This window comes from Faecalibacterium sp. AM43-5AT, from assembly GCF_003603345.1.
Classification (GTDB): Bacteria; Bacillota; Clostridia; order Oscillospirales; family Ruminococcaceae; genus Faecalibacterium; species Faecalibacterium taiwanense.
This window is the reverse complement of record NZ_QVGZ01000005.1, coordinates 9,950-23,471: the sequence shown is the minus strand read 5'-3', so window position 1 is coordinate 23,471 and position 13,522 is coordinate 9,950. Positions and strand designations below refer to the sequence as shown.

12 protein-coding genes and 2 pseudogenes are annotated in these 13,522 nt (G+C 52.1%); all 14 read left to right on the top strand.

Annotated features, from left to right (window positions below; translation table 11 throughout):
* Window positions 1–90: 90 nt before the first annotated feature.
* Window positions 91–489 (top strand): plasmid mobilization relaxosome protein MobC, encoded by a 399-nt coding sequence (locus tag DW937_RS07785; protein WP_034479871.1) that lies wholly within the window; start codon window positions 91–93, stop codon window positions 487–489.
* Window positions 461–2,083, top strand: coding sequence for a relaxase/mobilization nuclease domain-containing protein (locus DW937_RS07780; protein ID WP_120120663.1), 1,623 nt, complete (start codon window positions 461–463; stop codon window positions 2,081–2,083). Before DW937_RS07785 ends, DW937_RS07780 begins: the two co-directional genes overlap by 29 nt.
* Before the next feature lie 184 nt (window positions 2,084–2,267).
* The gene (locus DW937_RS07770) at window positions 2,268–2,480 is read left to right on the top strand and encodes a hypothetical protein (RefSeq protein WP_005927784.1); all 213 of its coding nucleotides are present in this window, start codon (window positions 2,268–2,270) and stop codon (window positions 2,478–2,480) included.
* Entirely contained in the window at window positions 2,470–3,219 is a 750-nt protein-coding gene (locus DW937_RS07765) for a phage replisome organizer N-terminal domain-containing protein (protein ID WP_002569235.1), read from the top strand. The genes DW937_RS07770 and DW937_RS07765 overlap by 11 nt, the downstream gene beginning before the upstream one ends.
* The gene (locus DW937_RS07760; protein ID WP_002569234.1) at window positions 3,216–4,070 is read left to right on the top strand and encodes an ATP-binding protein; all 855 of its coding nucleotides are present in this window, start codon (window positions 3,216–3,218) and stop codon (window positions 4,068–4,070) included. Before DW937_RS07765 ends, DW937_RS07760 begins: the two co-directional genes overlap by 4 nt.
* Entirely contained in the window at window positions 4,067–4,255 is a 189-nt protein-coding gene (locus tag DW937_RS07755) for a transposon-encoded TnpW family protein (protein ID WP_002569233.1), read from the top strand. The genes DW937_RS07760 and DW937_RS07755 overlap by 4 nt, the downstream gene beginning before the upstream one ends.
* A gap of 111 nt (window positions 4,256–4,366) precedes the next feature.
* A complete protein-coding gene (locus tag DW937_RS07750; protein ID WP_002569232.1) occupies window positions 4,367–5,977 on the top strand; it encodes a recombinase family protein in 1,611 nt (536 codons plus the stop codon).
* 21 nt (window positions 5,978–5,998) lie between these two features.
* On the top strand, window positions 5,999–6,160 hold the full coding sequence (locus DW937_RS07745; RefSeq protein WP_120120582.1) for a Maff2 family mobile element protein: 162 nt from the start codon (window positions 5,999–6,001) through the stop codon (window positions 6,158–6,160).
* Window positions 6,161–6,373: 213 nt separating this feature from the next.
* Entirely contained in the window at window positions 6,374–7,240 is an 867-nt protein-coding gene (locus DW937_RS07735) for a VirB6/TrbL-like conjugal transfer protein, CD1112 family (RefSeq protein WP_120120581.1), read from the top strand.
* A gap of 12 nt (window positions 7,241–7,252) precedes the next feature.
* The gene (locus DW937_RS07730) at window positions 7,253–7,618 is read left to right on the top strand and encodes a PrgI family protein (protein WP_120120580.1); all 366 of its coding nucleotides are present in this window, start codon (window positions 7,253–7,255) and stop codon (window positions 7,616–7,618) included.
* Window positions 7,590–8,537: pseudogene (locus DW937_RS07725) on the top strand (conjugal transfer protein TraE); the annotation flags it as partial. The gene DW937_RS07730 and the pseudogene DW937_RS07725, both read left to right, overlap by 29 nt.
* Window positions 8,538–9,276: 739 nt before the next feature.
* Window positions 9,277–11,250: a group II intron reverse transcriptase/maturase gene (ltrA, locus tag DW937_RS07720; RefSeq protein WP_120120579.1), complete on the top strand. Its 1,974-nt coding sequence runs from the start codon at window positions 9,277–9,279 to the stop codon at window positions 11,248–11,250.
* Window positions 11,251–11,331: 81 nt separating this feature from the next.
* Window positions 11,332–12,774: pseudogene (locus tag DW937_RS07715) on the top strand (PrgI family protein); the annotation flags it as partial.
* On the top strand, window positions 12,771–13,522 hold a 752-nt coding region (gene dcm / locus DW937_RS07710; RefSeq protein ID WP_243111449.1), incomplete at its 3' end, for a DNA (cytosine-5-)-methyltransferase. The pseudogene DW937_RS07715 and the gene dcm, both read left to right, overlap by 4 nt.

The following is a 13,522-nucleotide window of genomic DNA, read 5'->3' as shown; positions in this document are numbered from 1 at the left end:
GTTGGGGAGTGCCTTCCCCAAACCCTGCTTATGCGGCTTACGCCGCTTATCCCGCCGCAGCCATGCGGCAGCCGAAAGGAGGTTTTTACCATGCGAAAACGATACAACACGCCGCACCGCAGCCGGGTAGTCAAGACACGCATGACCGAGGAAGAATACGCCGAGTTTGCGGAAAGGCTTTCTGCCTGCAACATGAGCCAAGCCGAGTTTATCCGGCAAGCCATAACCGGGGCAGCCATACGCCCCATCATAACCGTTTCCCCCGTCAATGACGAGCTGCTTGCCGCTGTCGGGAAGCTGACCGCCGAATACGGCAGGATCGGCGGCAACTTAAACCAGATAGCCCGGACGCTGAACGAGTGGCACAGTCCCTACCCGCAGCTTGCCGGGGAAGTACGGGCGGCGGTTTCCGACCTTGCTGCCCTAAAGTTTGAAGTCTTGCAGAAAGTGGGTGATGCTGTTGGCAACATTCAAACATATCAGCTCTAAAAATGCCGACTATGGCGCAGCGGAAGCCTACCTCACATTTGAGCATGACGAGTTTACCATGAAGCCCACCCTTGATGAAAACGGGCGGCTGATACCGAGGGAGGACTACCGCATTTCTTCCCTTAACTGCGGGGGCGAGGATTTCGCCGTTGCCTGTATGCGAGCCAATCTCCGCTATGAGAAAAACCAAAAACGGGAAGATGTGAAAAGCCACCACTATATCATCAGCTTTGACCCACGGGACGGGACAGACAACGGCTTGACCGTAGACCGGGCGCAGGAGCTGGGCGAGCAGTTCTGTAAAGAGCATTTCCCCGGACACCAAGCCTTAGTCTGCACCCACCCGGACGGGCATAACCACAGCGGCAATATCCATGTGCATATCGTCATCAACTCCCTGCGGATTTATGAAGTCCCGCTTCTGCCCTACATGGACAGACCAGCCGACACACGGGAGGGCTGCAAGCACCGCTGCACCAACGCCGCTATGGAATATTTCAAGAGTGAAGTCATGGAGATGTGCCACCGGGAGGGGCTTTACCAAATCGACCTCTTGAACGGCAGCAAGGAACGGATAACAGAACGGGAATACTGGGCGGCAAAGAAAGGGCAGCTTGCCCTTGATAAAGAGAACGCCGCCAGAGAAGCCGCCGGACAACCGACCAAGCCCACCAAGTTTGAAACGGACAAGGCGAAGCTGCGCCGGACGATACGGCAGGCACTTTCCCAAGTTACCAGCTTTGACGAGTTTTCTTCCCTTTTGCTGCGGGAGGGCGTGACCGTCAAGGAGAGCCGGGGGCGGCTTTCCTACCTCACGCCGGACAGAACAAAGCCTATCACAGCCCGGAAGCTGGGGGACGATTTTGACAAGGCTGCTGTCCTTGCCCTGCTCACGCAGAACGCCCACAGAGCCGCCGAAAAGCCTAAAGCCATACCGGAATACCCACATACCCAAAAGGGACGCTTGCAGGAGGAAAAAACCGCAAAAACCGCCCCGGCAGACAACACCTTGCAGCGCATGGTTGACCGGGAAGCCAAGCGAGCCGAGGGCAAGGGCGTGGGCTATGACCGCTGGGCGGCAAAGCACAACCTAAAGCAGATGGCGGCTACCGTTACCGCCTACCAGCAGTACGGCTTTTCCTCCCCGGAGGAACTGGACGAAGCCTGTTCTGCCGCCTATGCCGCCATGCAGGAAAGCCTTACAGAGCTGAAGCAGGTGGAAAAGACGCTGAACAGGAAAAAGGAGCTGCAACGGCAGGTACTTGCCTATTCCAAGACCCGCCCTGTCCGGGACGGGCTGAAACAGCAGAAAAACGCCAAAGCAAAAGCAGCCTACCGACAGAAGCACGAAAGCGACTTTATCATAGCAGACGCAGCCGCCCGTTATTTCAGGGAGAACGGCATTTCCAAGCTGCCGGGCTATAAAGCCTTGCAAGCAGAGATTGAAAGCCTTATCAAAGAGAAAAACAGCGGCTACAACGATTACCGGGCAAAACGGGAGGAATACCGCCGCTTACAGACTGTCAAGGGCAATATCGACCAGATTTTACGCCGGGAGCGCAAGCCTGTGAAAAGGCAGGAACAGGAACGATAAAAACCACCCCAAAATGTACCCGAACCCATACAGAACAAGGGGGCTGCCCCGTACTCTACCCGCAATACCAAAGGATTTTTTAACGGGCTTACAGGGCAGAAAAACCCCGAAAATGATACCGAGATGATACAGAATTACCGTCGATACCGCCACACCAGCGGAAACGGCAGAAAGGAGCGCACCCATGCCAAGAATGAGCAAGAAACGGCGGCTGGAATGGTCTTTTTTCCTGCGGCAAGTAAAAGTCGGGAATACCACCTGCGACCGTATCACATACAACGACCTCTGCCGGGGCTGTACCCATAGCTGTAAGCAGAGCTTCCGGGCGGTTATCATACTTTGCCCCCGCTACTACTCCAAACGCCGGAAAAAGGAGGACAGGGACAATGGCAGATAACCGCAAGTATTACTACCTCAAGCTGAAAGAGAACTTTTTTGACAGCGACTCCATTGTGCTGCTGGAAGATATGAAAGACGGGATTTTATACTCCAATATCCTCTTGAAGCTGTACTTAAAATCGCTGAAAAACGGCGGGAAATTGCAGCTTGACGAGCATATCCCCTACACAGCGCAGATGATAGCGACACTGACCCGCCACCAGATAGGGACGGTTGAGAGGGCTTTAGAGATTTTCCGGCAGTTGGGGCTTGTGGAGCAGCTTGACAGCGGGGCTTTCTATATGACCGACATTGAGCTGATGATAGGACAGTCCTCTACCGAAGCCGAGCGGAAACGGGCTGCAAGACTGGAAAACAAGGCACTTTTACCGCCCCGGACAAAAGGCGGACATTTGTCCGACATTCGTCCACCAGAGATAGAGATAGAGTTAGAGAAAGAGATAGAGATAGAAAAAGAGAGAGAGGGAGAAACGGGACACCCCGCCCCCGCCGCTTATGGCAGATACAACAATGTGATACTGACCGATACAGAGCTTTCCGGGCTAAAAACAGAGTTGCCCGACAAGTGGGAGTATTATATTGACCGGCTTTCCTGCCATATCGCTTCCACCGGGAAACAGTACCACAGCCATGCAGCCACCATTTACAAGTGGGCGCAGGAGGACGCTGCCAAAGGCAAGGCTGCCCCGAAACAGGGCATACCCGATTATTCATGCAAGGAGGGCGAGAGCTTATGAAAAACGGAATTGAAGCTATGATTACGGACATTACAGCCACTACCGCCGAAGCGGAGGACTACACAGGCGAGGACGGGCTTTTATACTGCGGTAAGTGCCATACGCCCAAAGAAGCCTATTTTGCAGAGGGAAAGACTTGTTTCGGGCGTGACCGCCACCCGGCAGAGTGCGACTGCCAGCGGGCAGCCCGTGAAAAGCAGCAAGCCGCCGAAAGCCGACAGAAGCACCTTGAAAAAGTGGAGGACTTGAAACGCCGGGGCTTTACCGACCCTGCTATGCGGAACTGGACATTTGAGCATGACAACGGCAGAAACCCGCAGACCGAAACCGCCCGCTTTTATGTGGAGAGCTGGGAAACCATGCAGGCTGAAAATATCGGCTACCTGTTTTGGGGCGGCGTGGGGACGGGAAAAAGCTACCTTGCCGCCTGTATCGCCAACGCCCTTATGGAAAAAGAGGTTGCCGTCTGCATGACAAACTTTGCAACGATACTGGGTGACCTTGCCGCCAGCTTTGAGGGCAGGAACGAATATATTTCCCGCCTTTGCAGCTACCCTCTGCTGATACTTGATGATTTCGGTATGGAGCGAGGAACAGAATACGGGCTGGAACAGGTTTACAGCGTGATTGACAGCCGTTACCGAAGCGGCAAGCCGCTGATCGCCACGACCAACCTCACGCTGGAGGAATTGCAGCACCCGCAGGACACGCCCCACGCCCGTATCTATGACAGGCTGACTTCCATGTGCGCCCCCGTCCGCTTCACGGGCAGCAACTTCCGAAAGGAAACCGCACAGGAAAAGCTGGAACGCTTAAAGCAACTGATGAAGCAGCGAAAGGAGAGCCTATGACAGAAACGAAACAGACAAGCACCACCAAAACAGACCGCCGCCCGGACTGTGTGACGGAAATCCGCATGGGCAACTCCGTCCTTACCGTTTCCGGCTTCTTCAAGCAGGGCGCAACCGACACCGCAGCCGACAAGATGATGAAAGTGCTGGAAGCGGAAGCTGCTACACAAAAAACGGCGATTTGACCGACCATAAAGAAGCAGATTTGACGCTTTTGCCGCTATACAGACAGCCGCCCCATGTGGTACAATCAAGGTACGGAATAGTGGGGCTGGCTGTCGGAAACGGAGGATTTTATGTTAAGACAGACCAACCAACAACCAATTACCGCCCTTTACCCAAGACTATCCCATGAGGACGAGCTGCAAGGCGAAAGCAATTCCATTTCCAATCAGAAGCGTATCCTTGAAACCTATGCAAAGCAGAACGGCTTTTCCAATCTGCGCTGGTACACGGACGACGGTTATTCTGGTGCGAACTTTCAAAGACCCGGTTTTCAAGCCATGCTTGCGGACATTGAAGCCGGAAAAGTCGGGACAGTTATCGTAAAGGATATGTCGAGGTTAGGGCGAAACTACCTGCAAGTGGGAATGTACACGGAAATGATTTTCCCACAGAAAGGTGTCCGCTTCATCGCTATCAATGACGGAGTGGACAGCGCACAGGGCGACAATGACTTTGCCCCGCTGCGGAATATCTTTAACGAATGGCTGGTGAGAGATACGAGCAAGAAAATCAAAGCAGTAAAACGCTCAAAAGGCATGAATGGCAAGCCCATCACAAGCAAGCCTGTGTATGGCTACCTCATGGACGAGGATGAAAATTTCATTATTGACGAGGAAGCTGCACCCGTAGTCAAGCAGATATACAACCTCTGTCTTGCCGGGAATGGTCCGACCAAGATAGCCCGTATGCTCACAGAGCAGCAAATCCCCACGCCGGGAACGCTTGAATACCGCAGGACGGGCAGCACCCGCCGCTACCACCCCGGCTATGAGTGCAAGTGGGCGACCAATACCGTAGTGCATATCCTTGAAAACCGGGAATACACAGGCTGTCTGGTAAATTTCAAGACAGAAAAACTTTCTTACAAAGTCAAGCACAGTGTAGAAAATCCCCCGGAAAAGCAAGTGATTTTCGAGAACCACCACGAGCCTATCATAGACACCCAAACATGGGAACGGGTGCAGGAGCTTCGCAAACAGCGCAAACGCCCAAACCGCTATGATGAAGTGGGTTTGTTCTCCGGCATACTGTTCTGTGCGGACTGCGGCAGCGTGATGTATCAGCAGCGATACCAGACGGACAAGCGCAAGCAGGACTGTTATATCTGCGGCAACTACAAGAAACGCACCCATGACTGTACGGCGCACTTTATCCGCACCGACCTCTTGACCGCTGGTGTACTCTCCAATCTGCGGAAAGTGACCAGCTATGCGGCAAAGCATGAAGCCCGGTTTATGAAACTCTTGATTGAGCAGAACGAGGACGGGGGCAAACGCAGGAACGCCGCCAAGAAAAAGGAACTGGAAGCCTCCGAGAAACGCATAGCCGAGTTATCCGCTATCTTCAAGCGGCTGTATGAGGACAGCGTGACCGGGCGCATATCAGACGAGCGTTTCACAGAGCTGTCGGCAGACTATGAAGCAGAGCAACGGGAGCTGAAAGAAAGAGCCGCTGCTATTCAAGCGGAGCTTTCCAAAGCACAGGAAGCCACCGTGAACGCAGAAAAGTTTATGAATGTTGTCCGGCGGCATACCAGCTTTGAAGAACTTACCCCTACTCTGCTGCGGGAGTTTGTAGAGAAAATCGTTGTGCATGAGTGCAGCTATGACGAGAACAAGACCCGCAGACAGGACATTGAGATTTATTATTCTTTTGTTGGCAAGGTGGACTTGCCCGAATAACCGCCCGACCTATCCGACACAATGCGCAAGTGCCGGATAGGAACGGCAAAATTTTTTACACTTCTATTACTTCTTTATCGCACATCAGTAAAGAGTCAGGGCATGAAGCAGCTCATGGCTGGCGGTGGCGTTGCTCTGGTGGGCATCACCCTGATTCCTCTGCTGTCTGGTCTGTTTGGCTAAGAGCCACAGGCGGGTTTTCCCGCCTGTACATACGCAATCGCTCTATCTCTGCTGTGGATAATAGCCCTTTATCATAAGGAGCGCATTGTGGTACGAATCTCCACCCATCCATGAAAGGCGGTGCTATTATGCAGTTTTTGACCCACATTATTTTTCTTCTGAACCTTCTCAAGACCCTTATCAACCACTTCAGCTAAGGACGGTGACTACTGAATGGAAACCGTTCTTAAAGCCATTGCCGACTGGATCAAAGGCATCCTGACGGCAGGCATCATGTCCAATCTTTCCGGCCTGTTCGATGATGTGAACACTCAAGTGGGCAACATCGCACAGCAGGTGGGCACCCAACCATCCAGTTTTGAACCGCGCGTTTTCGCTATGATCGAAGCCCTCTCCCGGAACGTTGTGCTGCCCATTGCAGGCATCATCCTGACTTTCATCGCCTGTTATGAACTCATCGAGATGATCACTCAGCACAACAACATGGCACAGTTTGAGCCTGCACTCATCATGCGCTGGATTTTTAAGACCGCTGTTTCGGTATGGCTCATCAGCAATACTTTTGACATCGTGATGGCGGTGTTCGATGTCACCCAGAAGGTGGTGTCCGATTCCAGCAGCATCATTGCTGGAAACACCCGTGTCAACGACATTGGGCTTTCCATGCTGCAATCCAGCCTGATGCAGATGGATGTCGGCCCCCTGTTCGGGCTGTTCCTGCAAAGTTTCTTCATCGGCATCACCATGCGGATATTGAGCATCGTGATTTTCGTCATCGTCTACGGGCGCATGATTGAAATTTACTGCATGGTGAGCCTTGCCCCCATCCCCATGGCGACCTTCGGCAACCACGAGCAGAGCCACATGGGGCAGAACTACCTGAAATGCCTGTTTGCACTGGGTTTTCAGGGCTTCCTGATCTTGATTTGTGTTGCCATTTATGCGGTGCTGATCCAAAGCGTAGCGATTTCCGGGGATGCCATCAACTCCATTTGGAGCATTGTGGGCTACACCGTTCTGCTCTGTTTCAGCCTGTTCAAGACCAGCTCGGTGACGAAATCCGTCCTCGGAGCGCATTAAGGAGGTGTTCGATTGGCTGCGTATATCTCTGTTCCCCGTGACCTGACGAAAGTGAAATCGAAGGTCGCGTTCAACCTGACCAAACGGCAGCTTGTCTGCTTTGGCACAGCGGCTCTCATTGGAGTGCCGCTGTTTTTTGTTCTCCGGGATTCCGGCGGCAACACCGCCGCCACCCTCGGCATGATGGCGGTGATGCTGCCGGCGTTCTTTCTCGGAATGTACGAGAAAAACGGTCAGCCCATGGAAAAGCTGCTGTCGTACTATGTGCAGTCCCGGTTTGTCCGCCCGAAGATTCGCCCCTACAAGACCAACAACTACTATGCGATTTTGATGAAGGGAGGCATGACTCATGATTCCGTTTTGGAAAAAGACCGGTAAGCACAGCAAGCCGCAGTCTGCGCAGAAGCGCAGGCAGAATGCAAAGCCTGCTGTGCCCTGGACCGCCCAGCAGTCCATCCCCATGCAGCGGATGTTTGAGGACGGCACCTGCCGTGTCCGTCCCGGCTACTACACCCGCACCATCCAGTATCAGGACATCAATTACCAGCTCGCCCAGCAGGAGGATAAGACGGCGATTTTCGAGGAATGGTGCAGTTTTCTGAACTTCTTCGATTCCAGCATCAAGTTTGAATTGTCCTTTGTGAACATGGCAACCGACAGCACCGAGTTTGAAAAGAGCATCCGCATTCCGTTCCAGAAGGACGGCTTTGACGATGTTCGTGCCGAGTATTCCCAGATGCTGCGCCAGCAGCTTGCCAAGGGCAATAATGGTCTGACCAAGACCAAATTCATCACCTTTGGCGTGGAGGGCGAAAGCATGGCGCAGGTCAAGCCCCGTCTGGACCACATCCAGAACGACCTGATGAACAATTTCCACCGGCTTGGTGTGCAGGCGAAGCCCCTGAACGGTGCCCAGCGGCTGAAACTCATGCACGATATGTTCAACATGGACGGTGCCAGCAAGTTCCACTTTGACTGGAAAGACCTTGTAAAAAGCGGGCTTTCCGTGAAGGATGCCATTGCACCCACCGCCTTTGCGTTCAAGAACAGCCGCACCTTCCAGATGGGCGGCATCTTTTGCGCCGCCAGTTTTCTGAGCATCACGGCATCCGACATCAGCGACCAACTTTTGAAGGATTTTCTGGACATGGATTCGTCCCAGATCGTCACCATGCACATCCAGTCGGTTGACCAGAACCGTGCCATCAAGACGGTGAAGCGCACCATCACGGAACTGGACCGCAGCAAGATCGAGGAGCAGAAAAAAGCTATCCGTGCCGGGTATGATATTGACATCAGTGCGACTCGTTCCTGAACAAAACCTTCGTGGTTGAAGGATAAAATCAGGCACTAACAAAAGAACGAGGTTCTAAAGTTAGGAGAACTAACAATCCAAGCGGTGGAATGATGGGGTAACGCCCTGAAACGCCCCCTTAATACTCCGACTGGCACCAAAGATGGAAACATCCGGTGTCAGAAGCTCGGTGAAGGCGGCCGAGAGCAGCCGTAAGAAATGCTGGAAAGTCACCAGCCCCACGAAAGCCGTCCAGAGGTGGACGGTGCTGCCTATAGGCCGGAGGTCTACAAGATACCCAAGGTTAGAATGTTTGCAAGATAACTGACGAAAACCGCGAATGTACGGGTCTATACGATGACGGCATAGAAATGTGCCGGTAGCGTCAATCGCTAGTCAGTGTGGTGAAGTAAGAATTGATGTTATGAAACACCATAGCAGGTTACAGGCCTGCTCAAGCTGGCAGGACCAAAGCGGAAACCTAAAGGTATATGGAGAGATAGGATTGTTGGAACGAGGAAAGGCAGTGAGCTTTCTCATTTGAAAGCAAGAGGGCGAATCATATAAGCCTCTGAATCACTACTGAAAAGCAGAGGTCGAACCGATAATGCTTTTTGCGAAAAAGAGAAAAGCACAGGAATGGCCTCAAGTCAGTTAAACAGACACCCTTAACACTTAGTCGCAATTAGGATTGCGAGTATGACAAAAAGAAGTCACTCGCCGTAAAGGAGAGTGATGCCTAATGCCACGTGAGAAACGCCCCAAAGCAAGAAGCATGGAATCCCTTCGCCATGCAGAATACTACGACATGCAACGTACCTTTGATGAACTATACGCCAGAAGTCAGGCCGGAGAAATATTTGATGACCTGATGGATTTGATTCTTTCAAGAGAAAATATCATGTTGGCGTATCGGAACATCAAGGCGAATTCTGGAAGTGCAACTCCGGGAACAGACCGACTGCGGATAACGGATATTGGCAGACTGTCTGCCGATGAAGTTGTCGCAAGGATACGAAAAATTGTCAACGGAGGAAGGAACGGCTATACCCCCAGAAGCGTAAGAAGAAAAGAAATCCCGAAGCCAAACGGAAAGACCAGACCACTGGGAATACCGTGCATTTGGGACAGGCTGATACAGCAATGTATCAAGCAAGTCATGGAGCCAATCTGTGAAGCAAAATTCAGCAGTAATAGCTATGGATTCCGTCCGAACAGGTCGGTTGAAAATGCAATTGCTGCGATGTACCGTCTGATGCAGAGGTCAGGACTTTACTATGTAGTAGAGTTCGATGTGAAAGGCTTCTTTGACAATGTAGACCACTCGAAACTGATACGGCAACTGTGGTCGATGAATATTCGAGATAAAGAGTTGCTCTACGTTATCCGCAGAATCCTAAAAGCCCCAATTCAGATGCCCGATGGACATCTGGAAAATCCAAAGAAAGGAACACCGCAAGGTGGAATAATATCTCCCCTGTTGGCAAATGTTGTGCTGAATGAACTTGACCACTGGGTCGAAAGTCAATGGCAGAACCATCCGGTTATAGAGAAATACTCCTACAGGGAAAATGCAGCAGGATGTCCGATACACAGTCATGCGTACCGGGCTATGCGGAATACAAACCTGAAAGAAATGTATATCGTGCGATATGCAGATGATTTTCGGATTCTTTGCAGAACGAAAGAACAAGCGAATCGAACGCTGATAGCGGTGACAAAATGGTTGACTGAACGCTTAAAACTTGAGGTTTCTCCAGAGAAAACGAGGATTGTTGATGTCAGGCGGAGCTATTCGGAATTTCTCGGATTCAAAATTCGATTGCGCAAAAAAGGGAAAAAGCATGTTGTGCAGTCGCACATGTGCGATAAGGCATACAAACGGGTCAAAGCCGACCTTGTAAAGCAGGTTGGAAATATTAAGTTTCCAAGAGCCTGCCGAGGAGAATCGGGTGAAGTTCACCTGTTCAACTCTATGGTCATAGGAATCCAAAACTACTACCGATTAGCAACAGACATTAGTCTTGACTGTAGCAACATCGGCAGAGCAGTCGATATTGTTCTTAAGAACAGGCTGAAAGCCGGAAAATCCCATCGTCTGAAAAAAGAAGGCCGCGACCTGACTAAAAGCGAATTTCAAAGATATGGGAAATCCCAAAAGCTGAGATATCTCGCCCAATCAAAAGAGCCAGTTTATCCGGTAAGCTATGTGCGGTGTAAAAAGCCGATGGACTTAAAGCGGAATGTATGTGCCTATACCCCGCAGGGTCGAAGTGAAATCCACAATGATTTGAGGATAGATACTACCCTGCTTTTGCAGCTTATGAAAGCAACCGCATACAGCCGTAGCGCAGAATATATGGACAACCGTATTTCGCTTTTCTCTGCCCAGCAGGGAAAATGTGCAATCACGGGAAAGCCGTTTGAATGCGTGACAGACATCCACTGTCACCACAAGAGGCCGAGAAGCCTTGGTGGAACTGACAAGTATGGAAATCTTGTGCTGGTCTTAGCACCTGTGCATGAGCTGATTCACGCTACAAATAAAAGCACCATAGATTCGAGTCTTTCATCTCTAAAACTGAATCAACAGCAGTTGGCAAAGTTGAATAAGTTGAGGATTTTGGCTGAGGTAAAACCCATAGAATTGGAAGAAGTAGCTTTAGAAAACCAGTCTCACAATGGTATGACTAAGGAGATTAAGACAACTGTTTAATTGAGGGAACGCCGGATGCGGTGAAAGTCGCATGTCCGGTGTGAAGCGGGGGAAAAGTCGGAGATGACTTCAAAGACTTACCTATCGCTATTCCCCAGCGATCTTGCCACCTACGGCGAGGATGCCAAAAAGCTGCTGAACAAATTGCAGACCCGGAACGAACGGCTTTTCATGCTAACTTTTCTGGTGCTGAACATGGCCGACACCAAGCAAAAACTGGGCAACGATGTGTTCCAAGCGGCAGGTGTGGCCCAGAAGTACAACTGCTCTCTTGTCCGGCTGGACTACCAGCAGGAGCAGGGCCTTGTGTCCAGTCTGCCGCTGGGCATCAACCAGATAAAGATTCAGCGCAGCCTTACCACCTCCAACGTGGCGGTGTTCGTGCCTTTTGTCACGCAGGAGCTTTTCCAGAGCGGCGCGGCCATGTACTACGGCATCAATGCGAAATCCCACAACATGATCATGCTGGACCGCAAGCAGGCCCGGTGTCCCAACGGTCTGAAGCTGGGCACGCCCGGCAGCGGCAAATCCATGAGCTGCAAGTCTGAAATCGTCAGTGTGTTTTTAACGACCGCTGACGATATTTTTATTTCAGACCCAGAGGCCGAGTATTATCCGCTGGTCAAGCGGCTGCATGGGCAGGTCATTAAACTTTCGCCCACCAGCAAGGACTATGTGAATCCTCTGGACATCAACCTGAACTACTCCGAAGATGACAGCCCTTTGGCCCTAAAATCAGATTTTGTGCTGTCGTTCTGTGAACTGGTCATGGGCGGCAAAACAGGTCTGGAAGCGATTGAGCGCACCGTGATAGACCGTGCCGTGAAAGCTATCTATCGCCCCTATCTGGCAAACCCCTGCCCAGAGAATATGCCGATTCTCTCTGACCTCCACCAAGCCCTGCTCGACCAGCACTTGCCGGAAGCGGACCGGGTAGCGCAGGCATTGGACTTGTATGTGTCCGGCTCACTGAATGTGTTTAATCACAAAACGAATGTGGACATCCATAATCGGCTTGTGGCCTTTGACATCAAAGAGTTAGGCAAGCAGTTAAAAAAACTGGGGATGCTCATTATCCAAGACCAGATATGGGGCCGCGTCACCCAGAACCGCAGCCAAGGCAGGGCTACATGGTATTTTGCAGACGAGTTCCACCTTTTGCTGAAAGAAGAACAGACCGCTGCGTACAGTGCCGAGATTTGGAAACGCTTCCGCAAATGGGGCGGTGTGCCCACGGGCGCCACCCAGAATGTGAAGGACCTTCTTTCTTCGCCGGAGATTGAGAACATTCTGGAAAACAGCGACTTCATCACGCTGCTGAATCAGGCATCCGGCGACCGCAAAATCCTGTCGGAACGGCTGAACCTCTCCGCAGACCAGCAGAAGTACATCGACAATTCGGAACCGGGCGAAGGACTGCTGATTTTTGAAAACGTGGTGCTTCCGTTTTCCAACCCCATCCCGAAAAACACACAGCTCTATAAGATCATGACCACCCGGCTCAGCGAGGTGGTGGAGCTATGAGCTTAACACATTTCAGCTTGTTTTCCGGCATCGGCGGCATCGACCTTGCCGCGGAAGCAGCGGGGTTTACCTCTGTCTGTCAATGCGAGTGGGCGGCATTTCCCGCCGCTGTGCTGGCAAGCCACTGGCCGGAAGTGCCCCGTTTTCAGGACATCACCACTGTAACAAAGGAGGCTTTCTTTGAAAAAACAGGACTTCGCACCGTCACCCTCATTTCAGGTGGCTTCCCGTGCCAGCCGTTCTCCACCGCAGGGCGGCAGCGCGGCTTCCACGATGAACGCTACCTGTGGCCCGAAATGCTGCGGGTCATCCGGGAATTGCAGCCCCGTTGGGTGCTTGGAGAAAATGTTGCTGGCTTCCTCCGTATGGGGCTCGACAAAACGCTCATTGACTTGGAGCAGGCAGGTTACGATGTTCGGGTTTTCGTATTACCTGCTGCTGCCGTTGGCGCGTGGCACGAACGGAAACGGGTATTCATCATCGGCTCCGCTGCTTCCCACACCCCTTGCCAGCGACACCGGGGATGTGGGCAAGGGGTTGGACATCCAGATTTCTGCAAATGGCAGTTACCGCAAAATGAACAAGGATGGCAAGGCGTGGACGGCGCGGCTTGCCCATGTGGTCTACCGGATGACACCCGCCACACTGGAAAAGCCCTACCTCAACCCGGACTGGGTAGAGTGGCTGATGGGTTTCCCGCGCAAATGGACGGACATTCCCTTTGGGCCGAAGAACCCGCCGACATCCC